Source organism: Azospirillum endophyticum (assembly GCF_016595245.1).
GTDB lineage: Bacteria > Pseudomonadota > Alphaproteobacteria > Azospirillales > Azospirillaceae > Azospirillum > Azospirillum endophyticum.
The window spans coordinates 89,097-109,020 of sequence record NZ_JAENHM010000084.1 but is presented as its reverse complement, the minus strand read 5'-3'; the positions used below and the strand labels follow the sequence as shown (position 1 = coordinate 109,020).

The window sequence follows — 19,924 nt, the reverse complement described above, 5'->3', positions numbered from 1 at the left end:
TTGGGGACCGGGAGCCTCGACGCCGTCCGGCGCCGCAAATCCGCGAACCTCGATCATGGTTCGCTTCTTCCTTGCAGCGTCGCCGCCGATGGGAGAGGTATCGCTATTCCAAGCTCCGGGTGGCAGTCCGGCCGGAGCGATAACGGCAATTCCCGTCAGGAATGACCATGGACCGATTGCAGGCGATGGCCGCCTTCGTGCGGGTGGTGGAGAATGGGTCCTTCTCGGGCGCGGCCCGGCAGCTCGGGGTGGGCCAGCCGGCCATCTCCAAGACGGTCGCGCAGCTGGAGGAGCGGCTGCAGGTGCGCCTGCTGCTGCGGTCGACCCATGGCCTCACCCCCACCGAAGCAGGACTGCGCTTCTATGAGCGCGCACGGCTCGCCATCCGGGAAGCCGACGAGGCGGAGCTGGAGGCGCGCGGCGCCGGTGCCGGCCTGTCGGGCCGGTTGCGCATCTCCGCCGCGACCACCTTCGCCCGGCTGCTGATCGTGCCGCGCCTGCCCGAATTCCTGAACCGGCATCCGGAGCTGGACATGGAGGTGATCCTGGACGACCGGGTGATCGACCTAGTGTCGGAGGGGATCGACGTCGCGCTGCGCATGGGCACGCTGCCGGACTCGGCGGCGGTGGCGCGGCGGATCGCCAGCGGCGGCCGTTCGGTCGTGGCGACGCCCGGCTATCTTGCCCGCGCGGGCGTGCCGCGGACCCCGGCCGACCTTGCGGGTCATGAGGCGGTGGTCTACAGCCAGCTCAGCAACGGCTGGTCGTTCCGGCAGGGCGGGACCGAAGCGTCGGTCGTGGTGCGCGGCCGGCTTCGGGTCAGCGCGGCGGAAGGGATCAGGGCGGCGGTGCTGGCCGATCTGGGACTGGCGGTCGCCTCCGACTGGATGTTCGGTCCCGAGCTTGCGAATGGTGCGGTGCGGCGCGTGCTTGAAGACTGGACGCTGCCGCCGATCGATCTGTGGGCGGTGTTTCCCACCGGCCGGCTGGCCAGCACCAAGGCGCGCGCCTTCGCGGATTTCGTCGCAGGCCTCGTGAACGGCGACGGTGCGTCGGCGGAGAACGCAGACTTGGGTGGTCGCCATTCCCAGCGGGACCATTCCCAGAAGGCATAGGCATTAGTCGCGTAGCCCGCCTACGCGCCACCTCAGGAATGGGTCAGGGTCCGAACCGTCAACCGTAACCGACGGAACAAGGAACCGCTCCATGACCCAATTCACCAGCCACACCCTCGACACCGCCCCGGATGCCTCAAAGCCAATTTTCGAGGGCGTGAAGGCCGCTTTCGGCTTCGTGCCCAACCTGCAGTCCTATATGGCGGAATCGCCGGAATTGCTGGCCGGCTACACGGCGCTGTGGGACCTGTTCTCCAAGACCACGCTCAGCACCCATGAGCAGCAGGTCGTCTATCTGACCGCCAATTTCGAGAACGAGTGCAACTACTGCATGGCCGGCCATACCACGCTCGCCCGGATGCAGAAGATGGACGAGGACATGATCGCCGCGCTGCGTGCCGGCAGCGAACTGCCCGACGCCCGGCTGGAGGCATTGCACCGCTTCGTCACCCTGGTGGTGCGCAATCGCGGCTGGGCCGCCGACGCGGCCGTCGATGCCTTCCTGGCGGCCGGTTTTACCCGCCGGAACGTCCTGGAGGTGGTGCTCGGCGTCGCCACCAAAGTAATGAGCAACTACACCAACCACATCACCCACACGCCGCTCGATGCATTCATGAAGGGCAATGAGTGGAGCAAGCCTACCAGTGCCTGACACAGGGCGGAGCGCCGTTCTAGCCACGCACCCGACAGGCCTCGTACTGAATCGATCCATATGGAGTTGAGATGATTATCTCTGGAAAACGCGCACTGATCACCGGCGGCTCCAGCGGTATCGGCTTTGCCGCCGCCCAGGCGCTGGGCGAAAAGGGAGTGGCCCTCGCCATCACTGGCCGGCACCCCGATCGGCTGGCCGCCGCGGTCGACGCCTTGCAGAAGGCTGGAGCGTCGGTGACAGGCATCGTGGCCGATGTCGCGACCACCGAGGGGCGTCGGCAGACGCTCGAACGGGCGCTCGGCGCATTAGGCGGGCTCGACATCCTGGTCAACAACGCCGGCGGCGTTCGCGCCGGGCGGCTGGAGCAGGTCACGGAGGAGGAGATCCTCGCGATGATCGCCGTCGACCTGACTGCGCCCATCCTGTTGACGCGGGCTGCCTTGCCGGCGCTGCGTGCCAGCGGCGAAGGACTGGTGGTGAACATTTCGTCGGGCCTGGGGCTGGTCGGCGCGCCATTCTATGCAACTTATGCCGGCGTAAAGGCCGGTCTGGCACGGTTTGGCGAAGCCCTGCGCCGTGAACTGAAAGGTGAGGGCGTCCATGTGCTGACTGTTTATCCCGGCGCCACCGACACACCGATGATGGTGTCGAACAACGCTGGTCCGGAGTTGGGCTTCACCCGCGAGACCGCACAAGCCGTGGCCGCGGCCATCGTAGCGGGGATCGAAGCGGAGGCGCTGGAGGTGATCCGCGGCGGCGAAGTGCGGGCGGCGATGATCGCGCTCAATCGGGACGACCCGCTGGCCATCGATGCGCGGTTCCTCGACCTCAAGGCGCGTCTTGAGGTGGCGGTCAGGGGGCATGCCGCCCTGTGAGCGAAGGCCGGTGCCGGGCGACCGTCCGGAATCATGCGGCCCGGACCGTGCCGAGGAAGCTGGAGACCTCGCGGTCGAGGCGCTTGCTGCCGTCGGAGAGGGCGCCCGCCGCATCAAGCACGTTGGACGCGACGCTGGCCGTGCCGCCGAACGCCTGATGAGCGGTCCAATACGGCCGACCGCCATCTTCGCGATGAACGACAACACCGCGATCGGAGCCTTGTCGGCGCTGGTCAAGCTCGGCCTGTCGGTGCTGCTGACCTCCGTAGGCGTGCCCTTCGACCGCATCGCGGCGGAGGCCCTGGACCTGCTGTCCCGGGGCGCCGCGTCGGCCAGCGACCGGATCCGGGTGGCCCAGCCGACGCTGATTCCCCGGGCATCGACGGCTCCCTGCCGGTCGGGCCGACGGTGAGCGGGCTTCGGCTCGGCACCGGCGCCCGCCCAACGACGGTTTTCCCGGCGGGTTGCGAGGCGGCCCCTCTTGTCGAGCGGCCACCTCGGCCGCCTTTCAGATCACGCCGAGACGGGCATGGGCGGTTGACGTTTCGCTGACGGCCGCCGGCTTGATCCGGAACCATGCCGCATAGAGGGCCGGAAGGAAGAGCAGGATCAGCACCGTGCCGACCGCCGTGCCGCCGATCAGCGTGTAGGCCATCGATCCCCAGAACACCGAATGCGTGAGCGGGATGAAGGCCAGCACCGCGGCAAGGGCGGTCAGGATCACCGGTCGCGTCCGCTGCACCGTGGCTTCGATGACGGCGTGATAGTCGTCGTAGCCGGCCGCCTTGTTCTCCTTGATCTGCTCGGTCAGGATCAGCGTGTTGCGCATCAGGATGCCGGCCAGCCCGATCAGCCCCAGGATGGCGTTGAAGCCGAAGGGCTGGTTGAAGGCGAGCAGCATGGGCACGACGCCGACGACGCCGAGCGGCGCCGTCAGCAGGACCATGGCCATCATCGAGAAGGACCGCACCTGCAGCATGATGAAGACCAGCATGGCCGCGATCATGACCGGGAAGACCTTGCCGAGCGCCGTGTTGGCCTTGGCGGATTCCTCGATCGACCCGCCCATCTCGATGCGGTAGCCGGGCGGCAGCGAGGCGATCAGCGGCTCCAGGGCCGTCATGATCTGCTTGGAAACCTCCGGAGGTTGGGTCGCCTCGTTGATGTCCGAGCGGATCGTGATGACCGATGTCCGGTCCCGGCGCTTCATCAACGGTTCCTCCAGCCTTATCTCCGCATGGCCGATCTGGTCGAGCGGGATCGGCTGGCCGGTCCGGCTCGTCAGCGAGAAATCGGCCAGACGCGCCGGGTCCAGGCGCTCGCCGCCGGCGCTGCGCGCCACGATGGGCACATTGCGGATGTCCTCGCGCACCTGGGTGACGGCAATCCCGGTGAGAAGGAACTGGAGTTGCTGCCCCACCTCGGCCGGCGAGAGGCCGATGAGGTTCAGGCGGTCCTGATCGGGCGTGAAGCGGAGCACCGGCGTGCGGTTGCCCCAATCCCGGCTGGCCTGCCGGACATCCGGCACGCTGCGCATGATGGCGAGGGCCTTGTCGGAAATGTCGTAGAGCTTTGCCGGATCGGGGCCCATCACCCGGAATTCGACCGGGAACGGCGTGTAGGGGCCGAACACCAGCTGGGTGACGCGCACATGGGCCTCGGGCACCACGCCCTGCGCCACGGCCTGCCGCAGCCGGTGCTTCAAGGCCTCGCGCGCCTCGGCGTCCGGGGTCAGCACGACGATCTTGGCGAAGGCGGGATCGGGCAGTTCCGGTGCCATGGCGAAGAAGAAGCGGGGAGCGCCCTGGCCGACATAGCTGGTGACGATCTTCGCCTCCGGCTGATCGGTCAGCCAGCGTTCGATCTTCTCGACGGAGGCCGTGGTCGTCTCGATGCTGGTGCCTTCCGGCAGGCGGACCTCCACCAGCACCTCGGGGCGGTCGGAGGTCGGGAAGAACTGCTGCTTGACGCCGCCCATGCCGACGATGGCGAAGACGAAGGCGAGGCCGACGACGCCGCAGGTCACGATCTTGTGACGCACGGCGAAGGCGATGAGCCGCCGCAGGCGCCGGTAGTTCGGGGTGCCGTAGATCGCCGCGTGACCGCCGGCGACCGGTTCGATCGCCGGCAGCATCTTGACGCCCAGATAGGGGGTGAAGACCACCGCGACGACCCAGGAGACGATCAGGGAGAAGCCGACGACCCAGAAGATGTTGCCGGCATATTCGCCGGCGCTCGAGTGCGCGAACCCCACCGGCAGGAAGCCGGCGATGGTCACCAGCGTTCCCGACAGCATCGGCGCCGCGGTGTGGCTCCAGGCATAGGCGGCCGCCCTGATGCGGTCGACGCCCTCCTCCATCTTCACCACCATCACCTCGATGGCGATGATGGCGTCGTCCACCAGCAGGCCGAGCGACAGGATCAGCGCGCCCAGCGTGATGCGGTCGAAGAAGCGGCCGGTTTCCAGCATGATCAGGAAGACGACGGCGAGCGTCAGCGGCACGGCCGCCGCCACGACGATGCCGACGCGCCAGCCGAGGCTGAGCAGGCTGACCAGCAGCACCACGCCCAGCGCCATGGCGAACTTCATCATGAACTCGTTGACCGCCGAGGTGATGTTGACGGCCTGATCGCTCACCTTGGCGAGCGTCATTCCGAGCGGCAGCGACCGCGCAATGCCCGCGGCGCGTTCCTCCAGCGCCTTGCCGAGCGCGAGGCCGTCCCAGCCCTCCTGCATGACCGTCGCCAGCATGACGGTGGGTTCGCCCTGATGACGGATGATGTAGGTCGGCGGATCCTCGTAGCCGCGGCGGACCTCGGCGATGTCCGACAGCTTCAGCGTCCGCCCGGCGGCGACGATCGGCGTGTCGGCGATCGCCTGCACCCCGTCATAGGCGCCGTCGATCCGGATGAAGACCTGCGGTCCCTGGGTGTCGATCGAGCCGGACGGCGTGACGGTGTTCTGCCGCTGCAAGGCGGCGATGATGTCCTGGGCCGACACGCCGAGGGTCGCCAGCTTGGCATAGGAGAACTCGACGAAGATCCGTTCCGGACGCTCGCCCAGGATGTTGACCTTCTTGACGCCGGGCACATGCAGCAGGTCCTGGCGGATCGCCTCGGCCTGCCGGGCCAGTTCGCGCATCGGCAGGCCCTTGGCCTTGAGCGCATAGAGGGCGAAGCTGACGTCGGAATATTCGTCGTTGACGAAGGGACCGAGCACGCCGGGCGGCAGGTTGCGCGTCTCGTCGCCGATCTTCTTGCGGGCCTGGTAGAACTCCTCCTGCACCCTGGCCGGCGGCGTGCTGTCCTTCAGCGTGAGGGTCATATAGGCGTAGCCGGGCCGCGTCGTCGTCTCCACCCGGTCGTACCAGCTCAGTTCCTGAAGGCGCTTTTCCAGCGGTTCGGCGACGAGATCCTGCATCTCGCGCGCCGTGGCGCCCGGCCAGACGCTGGTGACCGTCAGGGTCTTGATGGTGAAGGAGGGGTCCTCCGCCCGTCCGAGCATGACGAACGCGAAGGCGCCTGCCGCTGCCAGCAGAAGGATGAAGAACAGGGTGACGGCGCGTTCGCGGACGGCGAGCGCGGAAAGATTGAGGCTCATCACTGGACCCCGCTGTCGGAGGCGGTCCTGACACGGGCCCCCTCCTGGAGAAGATGGGCGCCGAGCGACACCACCGGATCGCCGAGGCCGAGCCCGGAGATCACGGCGGTGTCGCCGCTCACCCGGACCAGCCGGACCGGCTGGAAGCGCACCGTCGAGCTGGTGCGATCCAGGGCCCAGACACCGGTCCTCCGGCCATCGTCCAGCACGGCGCCCAGCGGCACCTGCATGTCCGCCTGCCCCGTCGGGCCCGCCAGCCTGACGGTGACCGTCGCGCCGAGAGGCGCCGCCGCCGCGTCGCCATCGAGCACGTAGCGGGCTTCGTATGTGCGGGTCTGGGCATCGGCGGCGTCCGACAATTGACGCAGATGTGCGCCGTAGCGCTGCCCCTCGGTCCCATAGAGGCTGGCTTCGGCCGGCGAACCGATCGGCGGCCGGATGGTTTCCGGCAGCGCCACCACCGCCTCGCGCGGGCCGGTCTGGGCGATCCGGACGACGGTCTGGCCGGCGGCGACGACCTGTCCCGGCTCGCCGAGCGTTTCGACCACCGTTCCGTCGCTGTCGGCCACCAGGACCGAGTAGGTCGCCTCGTTCTCGGCGACCCGCGCATCCGCTTCGGCGCTGGCGAGCTGCGCCCTGGCGGTGTCCAGCGCGGCCTTCGCCTGTTCGTGACGCTGGCGGGAGGCCCATCCGTCATTGACCAGGCTGGCGTAGCGCCGCTCGTCCGCCTGGGTCTGGACGACCGCCGCGCGTGCCGCGGCAACCGCGTTGCGTTTGGCGGTGAGCGCGAGGCGCAGGTCGGTCTCGTCGATGCGCATCAGCGGCTGGCCGGCCTTGACCGCTTGGCCGACCGTTGCCAGCCGCTCCACGATCTTGCCGGGGACGCGGAAGCCGAGGTTGCTCTGCACCCTCGCCCCGACGACGCCGGTGAAGCCGCGGTCCGATCCGTTCACCGGAGCCGCGGTGGCAAGCCGGACGACGGGAGCATCCTGGCGGGGGTCGCCCACCGCCGACGCCTCCTGCGTGTGCATGGACAGCGTCACGAATGCGGCCGCGCCCAGCGCCGCCGTCAGAACGCCGCCCGCCACGATCATGGGTCTCTTCTTCATGCCCGCCCCCGGTTAAATTAGATTGCGTACGACATCTATATTGGATATAGAGGTCGTACGCAATCCAAATCCGGCGGCCTGATCGCGAGAGGGAACGGCCCGGCGGACGTCGTGAAATCCGGCCGAGGCCGCATTCGCGCCTGCCACGGCATTCCAGGCCCCGAATCCCGCAAGACGAGGACAGTGATCTCCATGGACAAGACCAATCGTGCCGTCGCCCTGGTGACAGGCGCATCGTCCGGCATCGGATATGCCGCAGCCAAGGCGCTGCAAGCCGCCGGCTTCGACGTGTTCGGGACCAGCCGCCATGCGACCACCGAGGGACCCGACGGTGTCTGCATGCTGACCTGCGACGTGACCGACGATGCATCGGTGACGAAGCTCGTCGAAGATGTCCTGGCCGAAGTCGGGCGGATCGACCTCCTCGTCAACAATGCCGGCGTCGGCCTCTTCGGTGGCGCAGAGGAGTCCTCTCTTCAGCAGGCCCAGGCACTGTTCGATGTGAACGTGTTCGGCGTCATCCGCATGACCAACGCGGTTCTGCCGATCATGCGCCGGCAGAAAAAGGGCAGGATCATCAATCTGAGTTCGGCGCAGGGGTTCATCCCGGCTCCGTATTTTGCGCTCTATTCGGCAACGAAACACGCCGTCGAAGGCTATTCCCAATCCCTTGACCATGAGTTGCGCACGCTGGGCATTCGGGTCACGCTCGTCGAGCCGGCCTATACACGAACGTCCTTCGACGGAAACCTCATCAAGCCGGACCGGTGGATCGATGCCTATGAGTCCGCGCGTGCGGGCATGACCCTGGCTGTCGGGGAGGCGATCAGGAAGGGCGACACCCCGGAGATCGTTGCCGAAACCATCGTGAAAGCCGCAATGGCTTCCGAACCGAAACTGCGCTACCCGGCCGGGAAGCTGGCGCGCCAAGTCAGCGTGCTGCGCCGTTTCGTCCCGGCTGCCGCCTTCGACAAGAGCCTGCGCAAGATGCTGCGGCTGCCGGTCTGACCGAGCCGCGACGTCGCCCGTGCCCGAGGGGAAACAATCACGTCACGTTCGGTCTGATGAAGGAAATGCCATGACCGCCCTGTCCCGCCGGGAGGGCCCAGCGGCCCCAGCGCCTGGGTATAAAGTGCCATCCGGCGTTCTCGCCGGGCCGATCGCACCGACGATGCTCCGCCTTGCCGTGCCGACGACGCTGGTGCTCGTCGTCCAGACGCTTGTCGGGGTGGCCGAGACCTGGTTCGTCGGCTTTCTCGGGACGGAGGCGCTCGCCGGGGTCGCCCTGGTGTTCCCCGTTCTCATGCTGATGCAGATGATGGCGAATGGCGGGATCGGCGGCGGTGTCTCCTCGGCCGTCGCACGGGCCTTGGGAGCGGAGCGCCGCGACGATGCCGAAGCGCTGATCTGGCATGCGTTCGTCCTCGCCTGCGCATTCGGCATCCTCTTCACAGCCGCGGCCCTGCTTGCCGGACCGGCTCTCTACCGGGCGATGGGAGGCGAAGGGCCGGCGCTGACGGCGGCGCTCACCTATTCCGGAGCCGTGTTCGCCGGCTCCATCCCGCTCTGGGTCACCGCCTTGCTGTCATCGGCCCTGCGCGGCGCCGGAAACGTGACGGTGCCGGCGCAGGCGATCTCAGCCGGTACCGTCATCCTCATCCTCCTGTCGCCGGCCTTGATCTTCGGCTGGGGGCCTTTTCCCCGCCTCGGCATTGCAGGCGGCGGGATTGCGGTGGTCGTCTATTATGCATGCGTGGCGCTTGCCCTGATCCTGTATCTGCGCTCCACGAGAAGCCTGCTGAAGCTCAGGATCGTTCCGCTGCGCGCGGCCTTGTTCAAGGACATCATGAGCGTCGGCCTCCTGTCGGCGGTCGGCACGGTCCAGGTCAATCTCACCGTCACATTCGTCACCGCCGCGGTCGGCCGGTTCGGCGCCGATGCCATCGCCGGGTACGGCATCGCCTCGCGCCTCGATTACCTCCAGATCCCGCTGGTCTTCGGGCTCGGCACCGCCATGGTGACCATGGTCGGCCACAACATCGGGGCCGGACAGGGAGCGCGGGCGCGTCGCGTCGCCTGGATCGGGGCCGCCCTTGCCTTTGGGATGACCGAGTCCATCGGCCTTGCCGCAGCGATCTTCCCGCAAGGCTGGATCGGTCTGTTCAGCGACGATCCCCAGGTGCTGGCGATGGGCAGCCTCTATCTGCGCACCGTCGCGCCGGTGTATGGCGCCGTCGGGCTGGGTCTGGCGCTCTATTTCGCAAGCCAGGGAGCCAAGCGCGTGCTGTTTCCCGTCCTGGCGGGCACGGTGCGCATGATCCTTGCGGCCTTCGTCGGCTGGTCGGCGGTCGCATGGTTCGGCGCCGGCCTTTCAACCCTGTTCCAGGTCACTGCCCTGGCAGCGGTCTCATACGGCTTTCTCACGGCCGCCGCCATGATCGGCGGTGCCTGGGGCCGGCAGTCCGCCTACCGGCCGCTGGTCCGGGAAAGCCTTGCCGAATAGGAGGGGGTTAGAGAATTGCATCCGTCATCCATATCTCTTACAGAGTTCGATCGAAATCTAAACGGGGGCTTGTCATGCGTGTAAGCCGTGTCCAGGCCGAGGAAAATCGGCAGACTGTGATCAACGTGGCGAGCCGTCTTTTTCGGGAGCACGGCTTCGACGGCATCGGCCTCAAGGATTTGATGGAGGCGGCCGGCCTCACACAGGGTGCCTTCTACAAACAGTTCGCATCGAAGGAGGATTTGGCGGTCCAGGCCTCCGAACGGGCGCTGGAGAGCGCCTCTTGCCGATGGGCGGCGGCGATGACGGCAGAGCCCGCGGACCCGCTCGGCGCGGTGCTCGGCTTCTATCTCAGCGTCGGGCATCGTGAGGAAAGGGCGGATGGCTGTCCGGTCGTCGCGCTCGGTTCGGACGCGGCCAGACACGGCGACGAGGTGAAGGCGCCATTCGAAGCCGGGATCAGGACATATCTTGAAACCCTCGAGCGGCTGATTTCGCAAACGCAAGGCGAAGAGCTCGAAAGCAAGGCGATGGCCATTCTCTCGATGATGGTCGGTGCGCTGACGATCGCGCGTGTCGTCAACGACCCCGACCTCGCCAAGTCCTTCCTGGATACGGCCGTTGCACAGGTTCGGAACATTGCAGCCGCGTGAATGGACGTGACCACGATGGAAACCGGTCGATCGGAGGGTGTTTGACCATGCCAGCCGGCACATCCGTCCGGCGGACCGCAATCCTGACGATTGCCGGCCGGACCTTTCTTCGACAGGGCTATGCCGATGCCTCGATGGATGGCATCGCCGCCGAGGTCGGCGGCTCCAAAAGCACGCTCTATCGTTATTTCCCGTCCAAAGCAGCGCTGTTCGCAGCCTATGTCGAGGAAGTCGGGACTTCGGCCCGGGCCGACCTTGCCGCCGTGACGGTGGAGGAAAGGGAAGCCGAGGCCGTTCTGGAGGACACGGCGCGCGCCTATCTGGACTTGACGCTATCCCCTTCGGTGCTTGCCGTGACCCGTCTCGTGATGGCCGAAACCGGTCGTTTTCCGAAGATTGGCCGCATCTTCTACGAGCGCGGAATTCAGCACGCGGAAAGTCGGATCGCCGCCATATTGCAGCGCTTGTCCGAGCGGAGCGACTCACCCGGCTGGGACTTTCTGGCGCTGCCCGGCGCTGCCGCCCATTTCCGGGCTCTCTGCGAAGCCGGACTGCATGAGCGATGCCTGTGGGGCGTTTACGAATCGGTTTCCGGGGACGATGTCGCCGGCGTTGCCCGGCAGGCGGTTGCCTGCTTCCTGCGAGGCTGGCCGGGGCAACTTGAGGGCAGCGCGATCGATGTCAGCTAAACAAAGCTAAGGCGGAACGGACAAAGAGTTCGTTTCATGGATCGACATCCTCGCTTCCTTTTACGCCAAGAGCTGCATAGAGCGGGGTTTTTCCGACCTTGATCCGCGCGGCGGAGTTTTCCCTCGGTCACCACCGGCATGCGCCTGCCTTCCGTCCGCGGGCAAAGGCAGCGACCAAGCCGGCGCGGGTCTGTTCCCGGATGAGGTCACGCTCGAACTGCCCAAGCGCGCCGAAGATGTGGAGCACCAGCCGGTCCGCCGGACGTGGTTGTATCGACCGCTCCGTTTGTCCGGTAACCCATCCGATAAAATACGTGTCCGGAAAGCCATCATCAACGTGGGAAGAGTGTTCAGCCTTGTTCTTTCATCTTCATCCGAACAACATGGATTAGCTCATCCCTAATTTGCTTTGTTGCTGCGAATGGAATATCAAAATTCAAACTATGGTAAATGCGTGAAACTACATATCCGTCTTTGTCGTTCATTGCGTCTTGATCAAGGAAATTTATGATCCAATTGTTTACCTCTTCTAAATCCGTCTTATCATCGTCATCTTCCAAAACATGACATCCGCCATCCATCCACTCTCTCTTTAGGCTTTCTATCTGGTCCCTGCTCATTCGATCCATTCGGTCAAAATTCCTTTCTGAGAACAGGATTCGATCTATTGATGCCTTTTCCATAGGAGGCATCAAGAGTTTCCCAGGGCAATCGGGTGAAGTCTTAAGTTTCCTATATCAGGAACCTCGTCATCCCCGCGAAGGCGCTACGGGATGCACAGATCTCGCGCTTGCAACAATGCATGCAGTCTGGCGTTGAGCAAGGCCCCTCTCCCCTCGCGGGAGAGGGGTTGGGGTGAGGGGGGGCAAACTGAATTTCCCAGGCCTCTGGCCAGCCGCACCCCTCATCCCGCCCCGCAAGGGGAGAAGGGCCACTCGCTACCAGGGGATGTATTTCCTTCGCGGATGCGAGATCTGTGCATTCCGTAGCGCGAAGGCGGGTATCCAGGCTTTCCCACAAGATTCGTTCTGCGAACTCTGGATCCCCGTCTTCGCGGGGATGACGGGAAATCCTAATGTCAAGACTGAAGTGCTTCGTCCGATTGCCCTGAAGAATTTCTTTTCATAACCCCAATATACGACGTGCTCTCACCGCCGCTAAACTGCACTTTTCCGGCCAACAGCGGAAACATGAAGGCCTGTCAAATTATCGGGCCGGTGGCGGACATCTTGATTACCGGACGGGATGACGGACAAGAATACCCATGCCGGTGTTCTCAGCCTGTTCCGCCTTGCCGTCGTTTGCCTACCACCCGTCGCGCGCTCCTTGGCATCGATCTGGGTTTGAGAGGGACGAACCGCTTCCTTTCTGAAATTCCGGGCTGATGTTTTGAGTCCTTCATGCCGGGCCATGGAGCAGCGCCCCGACACCGGCAGTTTCCCCGGGCGGCCCGCGGCTCCGCGGTAGAACCGCTGCCGCCCGGGAAATCCGCCGTCCTCACATGACGGCGCCGATCTGCCAGGGCACGAACTCGTTGTCGCCGATGCCGTTCTCCTCGCTGCGGGTGCGGTGCCCCGAGGCGGTGTCCAGCATCAGGCGGAACAGGGCGGCGCCGGCCTCCGCCACGCTGGTGCCACCGTCCAGAACGGCGCCGCCGTTGAAGTCCATGTCGTCGCCCATGCGGGCATAGAGCGCGCTGTTGGTGGCGATCTTCAGCGACGGCGTCGGCTTGCAGCCATAGGTCGAGCCGCGGCCGGTGGTGAAGGCGATCAAATTGGCGCCGCCCGCCACCTGCCCGGTGGCGGACACCGGGTCGTAGCCCGGCGTGTCCATGAAGACGAGGCCGTGGTCGGTCACCGGCTCGGCATAATCGACCACCGCGTTCAGGCGGGTGCCGCCGCCCTTGGCGACCGCGCCCAGCGACTTCTCCAGGATGGTGGTGATGCCGCCGGCCTTGTTGCCGGGCGACGGGTTGTTGTTCATGTCGCCCTTGTGCAGCCGGGTGTAGTCCTCCCACCAGCGGATGCGGTCCATCAGCTTGCCGGCGACGGCGGGGGAAGCGGCGCGGGCGGTCAGCAGATGCTCGGCGCCGTAGATCTCCGGGGTCTCGGACAGGATGGCGGTGCCGCCATGGGCGACCAGCAGGTCGACCGCGGCGCCCAGCACCGGGTTGGCGGTGATGCCGGAATAGCCGTCCGAGCCGCCGCATTGCAGTCCGACCGTCAAATGGCTGGCCGGCACCGGCTCGCGCCGGACGTCGTTGGCGATCGGCAGCATGGCGCGGACCAGGGCGACGCCGCGATCGATGGTCTCACGGGTGCCGCCTTCCTCCTGGATGGTCAGGGTGGCGATCAACCCGTCCGGGCGCGGCGCCAGCGTCTGGGCCAGCGGCGCGATCTGGTTCATCTCGCAGCCCAGCCCGATCAGCAGAAGCCCGGCGAAATTGGCGTGGTCGGCATAGCCGCGCAGGGTGCGGCGCAGGATCGCCATGCCCTCGCCGGTGCCGTTCATGCCGCAGCCGCTGCCGTGGACGATGGCGACCACCCCGTCGACGTTCGGGTATTCGGCCAGCGCAGTCCCATTGAAGGCGTCGGCGATGCGCTTGCAGACGGTGGCGGAGCAGTTCACGCTGGCAATGACGCCGATGTAGTTGCGGGTGGCGATCTGCCCAGACGCCCGGCGGATGCCGAGGAAGGTGGCCGGCTCCGTGCCGCGCTCGGCCTCGACGATGCGGGTGGAGCCGTGCTCCAGCCGGGCCTCGCCCATGCCGAGATTGTGGACGTGGACATGCTGGCCGGGTTCGATCGGCTGGGTGGCGGTGCCGATCACCTGCCCGTACTTGACCACCGGCTCACCCGGCGCCACGGCGCGGATGGCGATCTTGTGGCCGCTGGGGATGGTGGCGGCGGCGGTGCCGGCGAAGCCGCCGACGGCGACCGGGCTGCCCGCCGGGATCTCGCGGGTGGCGACCGCGACGCTGTCCGCCGGGTTCAGCAGGAGGAGTTCGGGAACGGAAGACGGCATCGGTCCTGTCCTTGAAGATCGGGGCGAAGAGAAAAGGGGGGGGCGGCTGTGGTCAGTCCAGCCGGTAGAAGGCGGCGGCATTGCCGCCGAACACGGCGTCATGGGCGTCTGCGGGAACCAGTTGGCGGCACATCTCCAGCCAGCCGGCATAGTCGCCGGCCAGCCGCAGGACCGGCCAGTCGCTGCCCCAGATCAGCCGGCCGGTGCCGAACAGGCCGACCAGCCGCTCCGTATAGGGGCGGATGTCGTCGATCCCGGTGCGAATCCCCGCTTCGGTCAGCAGGCCGGACAGCTTGCAGTGCATATTGGGCAGGCCGGCGAGGGCGGCCATGTCCTCCGCCCAGCCCGGGGTGCCGCCGGCGGCGATCTCCGGCTTGGCGGCATGGTCGATGACGATGGCCAGCGCCGGGTGCCGCCGGGCGAAGCGCAGCAGCGACGGCAGGTGCCGGGGCAGGACCAGCGCGTCGAAGCACAGGCCGGACTCGGCCATCGCTTCGGCTGCCGGGTCGATGGCGGGATCGTCCAGCCAGTCGGCGGCCTCCGCCTGCACCATCGGCCGCAGCCCCTTCAACTCGGGGTGTGCGGCGAGCGTTCGCACCCGTCGCGGTGCGTCCGCCGTCTTCAGGTCGGCCCAGCCCACGACACCGCGGATGAAGCGATGTTGTGCGGCAAGGTCGAGCATGAAGTCGGTGTCCGCCGCGCTGGACAGGGTCTGGACCAGGATGGTGCCGTCGACGCCGTTCTCCCGCAGCAGCGGCAGCATGTCGGGCGGCAGGAAATCGCGGTAGATCGGGGCGAGTTCCGGCTGCGGCCATTCGCCCTGCCGGGCCGCGAGGAGCCAGAAATGCTGGTGGGCGTCGATGCGCATGGGTCAGATCTCCGCCGGGTTCCGGGCCGGAATGGGGGCCGCCTCGTCCAGCAGGCCGCGTGATTTCAGCGCCTGCCAGAAGGCGGCGGGGATGGGCGCCCGAAGCCAGGCGAGATTCGCCGCGAGCTGCCCGGCATTGCGCACCCCGGTGACGCAGGAGACGACGGCCGGGTGGGCCAGCGGGAATTGCAGCGCGGCGGCGGGAAGCTCCACGTCGAACGCGCGGCAGGCGGCGGCCAGCGCCTCCACCCGCGCCACCGTCTCCGGCGGGGCGTCGGCATAGTTGAACTTGCCGTTGCCGGCGAGGATACCGGAATTGAACACCCCGGCGGCGACGATCCGGGTGCCGGACGCGAGGCAGCGCTCCAGGAAGGGCGACAGGCTCGCCTGCTCCAGCAGGGTGTAGCGGCCGGCCAGCATGGTGCAGTCGAGATCGACCTCCGCCATGGCGTCGCGCGCCACCTCCCATTCGTTGACGCCGAGGCCGATGGCGGCCACCGCGCCGTCGCGCCGCAGTTCCTCCAGGGCGCGGAAGCCGCCGCCACGGGTCAGCGCGTCCCAGTGATGCGCATGGGCATCGCCATGGGTGACCCGGCCGATGTCATGGACATAGAGGATGTCGATGCGGGCGAGGCCGAGGCGCTGGAGCGAATCCTCCACCGAGCGCAGGATGCCGTCGTGGGAGTAGTCGTAAACGGGATGGAAGGGCAGGGGATCGGCCCAGCCGTCGGCATCGACGCCCTGCACCCGCGTGCCGCCGCCATTCGGGCGGATCAGCCGGCCGACCTTGGTCGACAACACGAAGCCGTCGCGCGGCCGGTCGCACAGCGCGGCGCCCAGCCGACGCTCCGACCGGCCATAGCCGTAATAGGGAGCGGTGTCGAAATAGCGGATGCCGGCATCCCAGGCCGCCGCGACGAGCCGGTCGGCCTCGGCCGGATCGGTCGGTCGATAGAGCCCGCCCAGCTGCGCGCAGCCCAGCCCGGTCGCCGGGAGCGACAGGCCGGAGCGCGGCAGGATACGGCGGTCGGTCAGGATCATCGGAATCGCCTCGTTGCGGAGAGCTGCTGCAGATAATGGAAAAATGGGCGTGCGCGGCAAGGGACCGGGCACCGCGCACGCCCGAGGCGGAGGAGAAGAGGATAGGAAATGTTCAATACAGGACGTTCTGGGCTTCCGGCGTCGCCAGATTGGCCTTGGTCACCAGCACCACGCCGGTGTCGAGCGCCTTTTCGACCTTCTCGCGCTTGGTCAGCTTGACCGCCGTCTGCACCCCGAGATAGCCCATCTGGTAGGATCCCTGGACGGCGATGGCCTCCAGCGTGCCGTCCTTGACGAAGCCCTGGAGATCCTGGTTGCCGTCGAAGCCGACCGCGGCGATGCGGCCGGCCTTGCCGCTCTGGGCCAGCGCCCGCCCCATGCCGATGGCGGTCGGCTCGTTGGCGCCGAAGATGCCCTTCAGGTCGGGGTTGGCGGCCAGCACGTCGGTGGTCTGGTTCAGCGCCGTCGCCATCTGCGACTGGGAATAGAAGGGACCGACGATCTCCAGCTTGGAATGGTCCTTGATGTATTTGGTGAAGCCGCCGACCCGGCCGATCTCCGACCCGGCGCCGGCGACATAGGACATGACGGCGATCTTGCCGCTGGTGCCGACCTTGTCGATCAGCGCCTTGGCGCACAGCTCTCCCGCCTTGACGTTGTCGGTGGACAGCATGGCCTGGTAATACTGCTTGCCGGCGTCCGACACGGGAGAGTCGATCAGCACCACCGGGATCTTCGCCTCCCACGCCTTCTTCAGGGCCGGGACCAGCGCGTCGGGGTCGGAGGGGGCCAGCACGATGCCGGCGACCTTCCGGTTCACCGCGTTCTCCACCATGTTGACCTGATCGGCGATGGCCGATTCCGCCGCCGGCCCCTGGAAGGTCATGGTGTAGCCGTCGGCCTCCTTCTGGGCGGCCGAGGCGCCCTTCTGCACATTCTGCCAGAAGGTCGAGTTCACGGTCTTGACCACTACCGCAATCTCCTTGTCAGCGGCGAGGGCGGAACCGGCGGCGAGAGCGATGGCGGACGCCAGACAGGCCGAAACGAAGCGCTTCATGGTTTCACTCCCTGTTGGTTTGTTTTGGGCAGACGCTTGCTGGTCGAAAACGCCGGTCAGCGCCGGTTGCGGATCTGGTCGATCCAGACGGTCAGCAGGATGACCAGACCGATGATGATCTGCTGGGTGAAAGCCGACACGCCGTTCATGTTCAGCCCGTTGCGCAGGATGCCGATCACGAAGGCGCCGATGGCGGTACCGGAGATCGTCCCCACCCCGCCGATCAGCGAGGTGCCGCCGATGACGGCGCTGGCGATGGCGTCCAGCTCGTACATCACGCCCTCGTTGGGCTGGGCGGTGACGAGGCGGGACATCAGCACGCAGCCGGTCAGGCCGGCCAGCGAGCCGGACAGGACGTAGGTGAACAGGGTGACGCCGGCGACGTTGACGCCGGACAGGCGGGCGGCTTCCGCATTCGACCCCACCGCGTAGATGTGGCGGCCCAGCGTGGTGCGGCTCAGCATCACCGACACGGCGATGGCGATCACCACCATCAGCACGACCGGATAGGGGATGCCGGGGAAGACCACGTCGGGAAAGCCGTCCTCGCCGATGCGGACGATGCGGAACATGGCGCCGTTGCCGAGCTCGCCGAAGGAATCGCCCAGGCCCGACACGGCGCGGGCGCCGGTGATCTGCAGGGCGACGCCGCGCGCCACCATCATCATGCCCAGCGTGGCGATGAAGGGCGGCAGCTTCAGCCGGGTCACGCACAGCCCGTTCAGCAGGCCGCAGAAGGCGCCGACCAGGATGCCCAGCCCCATGCCGAGCGGCACCGGCACGCCGGCCTTGACCGCCAGCGCCGCCACCACGCCGGCCAGCGCCAGGACCGAGCCGACCGACAGGTCGATGCCGCCGGTGATGATGACGCAGGTCGCGGCGATGCCGAGATAGGCGATGGAGGTCACCTGCAGGGCGATGGTCATGCCGTTGCCGATGCTGAGGAAGGCGTCGCTGGTCGCCGAGAAGACGGCGACCAGCACCAGAAGCCCGGCGAGCGCCGCGAATTTCTGGATCAGGTCCTTGCGCCGGTCGTTCATCACCCGGCCGCTCATCGTCTGGGGGCCATCGCCCGACGGCTGGCGTGGGGAGGAGGCGGTGGTCGAGGCGGGGTCGATGACCTTCATCGTAGAGTTGCTCATGGCGTTCCGGTTCCCGCTGCCGCCGGGCGGCCATGGCCCGAGGCGAAATGCATGATGTCTTCCTGGCTGGTCTCGCGCGTGTTCAGCACGGCGGTGATCCGTCCTTCGTGGAAGACGGCGACACGGTCGGTCAGGCCGAGGATCTCCGGCAGTTCCGAGCTGATCAGCACCACGCCGATCCCCTCGGCGGCCAGCCGGTCGAGAAGCTGGTAGATGGCGAACTTGGCGCCGACGTCGATGCCGCGCGTCGGCTCGTCGAAGAACAGGATGCGCGACTGGCGGAACAGCCATTTGGCGATGACGATCTTCTGCTGGTTGCCGCCCGACAGCAGCCGGGCCACTTGGTGCGGCGACGGCGTGCGGATCGACAGCATCTGGATGTAGCGCCAGGCCGCCTGCTCCTCCGCCTTGCGGTCGATGAATCCCAGCGCGTTGGACACCGCCTCCATGTTGGCCAGCGTCAGGTTCTGCGTCACCGACATCTTGACCGCCAGCCCATGGCTCTTGCGGTCCTCCGACAGGTAGGCGATGCCGTGGGCGATGGCGTCGCGCGGCGTCTTCACCGCAATCTCGTGGTCGCCCAGCCGGATGGTTCCGGAGTCCAGCGGGTCGGCGCCGAAGATCGCCCGCGCCACCTCGGTGCGGCCGGCGCCCATCAGCCCGGCGAAGCCCAGGATCTCGCCGCGCCTGAGGTCGAAGCCGACATCGTGGAAGACGCCGCGGCGGGTCAGCCCGCGCACCTCCATCAGCACGTCGGATGTCGGTACGGAGGTCCGTTCCGGGAACTTGTCGTCCAGCGAGCGGCCGACCATCCGCGCGACGATTTCATCGACGCAGGTGTCGGCGAAGGCGCGGGTATCGACGTAACGGCCGTCGCGCAGAACCGTGACCCGGTCGACGATCAGCGCCATCTCGTCCAGCCGATGGGAGATGTAGACGATCCCCACCCCCTGCTCCTTCAGTTCCCGGATCACCTGGAACAGCAGGGCGGTCTCGGATTCGGTCAGGGACGAGGTCGGCTCGTCCATGATGACGATCTCGGCGTTCAGCGACAGTGCCTTGGCGATCTCCACCATCTGGCACTGGGCGACCGACAGCGATTTCACCGGGGCGTCGGGGCGGATGTCGACGCCCAGCCGGTCGAGGCAGGCCTGGGCCTGCCGGCGCAGCGCGGCACGGTCGACGAAGAATTTTCCGGGCCAGCCGCGTTTCGGTTCGCGCGCCAGGAAGATGTTCTCGGCCACGCTCAGATGCGGGACGAGGTTCAGTTCCTGGTGGATGATGGCGATGCCGGCCCGTTCGGCGTCGAGCGAGGAGGCGAAGCGCCGGACCTCGCCCTTGTAGGTGATGCTGCCCCCGTCGGGCTGGTACTGGCCGCTGATGATCTTCATCAGCGTCGATTTGCCGGCCCCGTTCTCGCCGCACAGCGCATGGACCTCGCCGCGGCGCAGGTCGAAGTCGACGCCGTCCAGCGCCAGCACGCCAGGGAACCGCTTGGTGATGTCGTCCAGCCGCAGCAGTTCGGTTCCCGAGGGCAGGGGACGGAACCGGCCGGGGGCCGTGTCGAGCGACGCTTGCTGCATGGCACCTCC

The 19,924-nt window shown here is 67.0% G+C and carries 18 protein-coding genes; 8 read left to right on the top strand and 10 right to left on the bottom strand.

The features are described from left to right. The first annotated feature begins 167 nt into the window (after positions 1–167). From JHL17_RS33270 to JHL17_RS33255, 4 genes are all read left to right on the top strand, one after another. Positions 168–1,115, top strand: coding sequence for a LysR family transcriptional regulator (locus tag JHL17_RS33270; protein ID WP_200198938.1), 948 nt, complete (start codon positions 168–170; stop codon positions 1,113–1,115). A gap of 91 nt (positions 1,116–1,206) precedes the next feature. Next, positions 1,207–1,767, top strand: a complete 561-nt coding sequence (locus JHL17_RS33265; protein WP_200198937.1) for a carboxymuconolactone decarboxylase family protein — start codon at positions 1,207–1,209, stop codon at positions 1,765–1,767. A gap of 71 nt (positions 1,768–1,838) precedes the next feature. Continuing rightward, positions 1,839–2,645 (top strand): SDR family NAD(P)-dependent oxidoreductase, encoded by an 807-nt coding sequence (locus tag JHL17_RS33260; RefSeq protein WP_200198936.1) that lies wholly within the window; start codon positions 1,839–1,841, stop codon positions 2,643–2,645. Positions 2,646–2,802: 157 nt separating this feature from the next. Then, positions 2,803–3,057: a type 1 periplasmic-binding domain-containing protein gene (locus tag JHL17_RS33255; RefSeq protein WP_200198935.1), complete on the top strand. Its 255-nt coding sequence runs from the start codon at positions 2,803–2,805 to the stop codon at positions 3,055–3,057. Between the two features lie 96 nt (positions 3,058–3,153). Here the strand turns inward: JHL17_RS33255 and JHL17_RS33250 are convergent, their stop codons facing one another. Then, positions 3,154–6,246 (bottom strand): efflux RND transporter permease subunit, encoded by a 3,093-nt coding sequence (locus tag JHL17_RS33250; RefSeq protein ID WP_200198934.1) that lies wholly within the window; start codon positions 6,244–6,246, stop codon positions 3,154–3,156. Further along, positions 6,246–7,355: an efflux RND transporter periplasmic adaptor subunit gene (locus JHL17_RS33245; protein WP_247893994.1), complete on the bottom strand. Its 1,110-nt coding sequence runs from the start codon at positions 7,353–7,355 to the stop codon at positions 6,246–6,248. The genes JHL17_RS33250 and JHL17_RS33245 overlap by 1 nt, the downstream gene beginning before the upstream one ends. 192 nt (positions 7,356–7,547) lie before the next feature. Between JHL17_RS33245 and JHL17_RS33240 the strand changes: the two genes are divergently transcribed. The 4 genes from JHL17_RS33240 (at position 7,548) to JHL17_RS33225 (ending at position 11,200) form a co-directional block, all read left to right on the top strand. After that, positions 7,548–8,363 carry an oxidoreductase gene (locus JHL17_RS33240; RefSeq protein ID WP_200198933.1) on the top strand — a complete coding sequence of 272 codons (816 nt, stop codon included), beginning with the start codon at positions 7,548–7,550 and terminating at the stop codon, positions 8,361–8,363. 163 nt (positions 8,364–8,526) lie between these two features. Then, entirely contained in the window at positions 8,527–9,858 is a 1,332-nt protein-coding gene (locus tag JHL17_RS33235; RefSeq protein WP_247893993.1) for an MATE family efflux transporter, read from the top strand. A 74-nt stretch (positions 9,859–9,932) separates the two neighbouring features. Further along, positions 9,933–10,511: a TetR/AcrR family transcriptional regulator gene (locus JHL17_RS33230; RefSeq protein ID WP_200198931.1), complete on the top strand. Its 579-nt coding sequence runs from the start codon at positions 9,933–9,935 to the stop codon at positions 10,509–10,511. A gap of 47 nt (positions 10,512–10,558) precedes the next feature. Next, on the top strand, positions 10,559–11,200 hold the full coding sequence (locus JHL17_RS33225) for a TetR/AcrR family transcriptional regulator (RefSeq protein ID WP_247894009.1): 642 nt from the start codon (positions 10,559–10,561) through the stop codon (positions 11,198–11,200). A gap of 127 nt (positions 11,201–11,327) precedes the next feature. Here the strand turns inward: JHL17_RS33225 and JHL17_RS38065 are convergent, their stop codons facing one another. From JHL17_RS38065 to JHL17_RS33185, 8 genes are all read right to left on the bottom strand, one after another. After that, positions 11,328–11,447, bottom strand: a complete 120-nt coding sequence (locus JHL17_RS38065; RefSeq protein WP_425599670.1) for a recombinase family protein — start codon at positions 11,445–11,447, stop codon at positions 11,328–11,330. A gap of 103 nt (positions 11,448–11,550) precedes the next feature. Further along, on the bottom strand, positions 11,551–11,829 hold the full coding sequence (locus tag JHL17_RS33215; RefSeq protein ID WP_200198929.1) for a hypothetical protein: 279 nt from the start codon (positions 11,827–11,829) through the stop codon (positions 11,551–11,553). Between the two features lie 868 nt (positions 11,830–12,697). After that, the gene (locus JHL17_RS33210) at positions 12,698–14,224 is read right to left on the bottom strand and encodes a UxaA family hydrolase (RefSeq protein WP_200198928.1); all 1,527 of its coding nucleotides are present in this window, start codon (positions 14,222–14,224) and stop codon (positions 12,698–12,700) included. Positions 14,225–14,276: 52 nt separating this feature from the next. After that, complete coding sequence (locus JHL17_RS33205) at positions 14,277–15,092, bottom strand: amidohydrolase family protein (RefSeq protein ID WP_200198927.1); 816 nt, start codon at positions 15,090–15,092, stop codon at positions 14,277–14,279. Positions 15,093–15,095: 3 nt separating this feature from the next. Beyond that, on the bottom strand, positions 15,096–16,133 hold the full coding sequence (locus JHL17_RS33200) for an aldo/keto reductase (RefSeq protein WP_200198926.1): 1,038 nt from the start codon (positions 16,131–16,133) through the stop codon (positions 15,096–15,098). 112 nt (positions 16,134–16,245) lie between these two features. After that, positions 16,246–17,190: an ABC transporter substrate-binding protein gene (locus tag JHL17_RS33195; protein WP_200198925.1), complete on the bottom strand. Its 945-nt coding sequence runs from the start codon at positions 17,188–17,190 to the stop codon at positions 16,246–16,248. A gap of 56 nt (positions 17,191–17,246) precedes the next feature. Beyond that, positions 17,247–18,332 carry an ABC transporter permease gene (locus JHL17_RS33190; RefSeq protein WP_247893992.1) on the bottom strand — a complete coding sequence of 362 codons (1,086 nt, stop codon included), beginning with the start codon at positions 18,330–18,332 and terminating at the stop codon, positions 17,247–17,249. Beyond that, positions 18,329–19,915, bottom strand: a complete 1,587-nt coding sequence (locus tag JHL17_RS33185) for a sugar ABC transporter ATP-binding protein (RefSeq protein WP_200198924.1) — start codon at positions 19,913–19,915, stop codon at positions 18,329–18,331. The genes JHL17_RS33190 and JHL17_RS33185 overlap by 4 nt, the downstream gene beginning before the upstream one ends. Positions 19,916–19,924 lie beyond the last annotated feature (9 nt).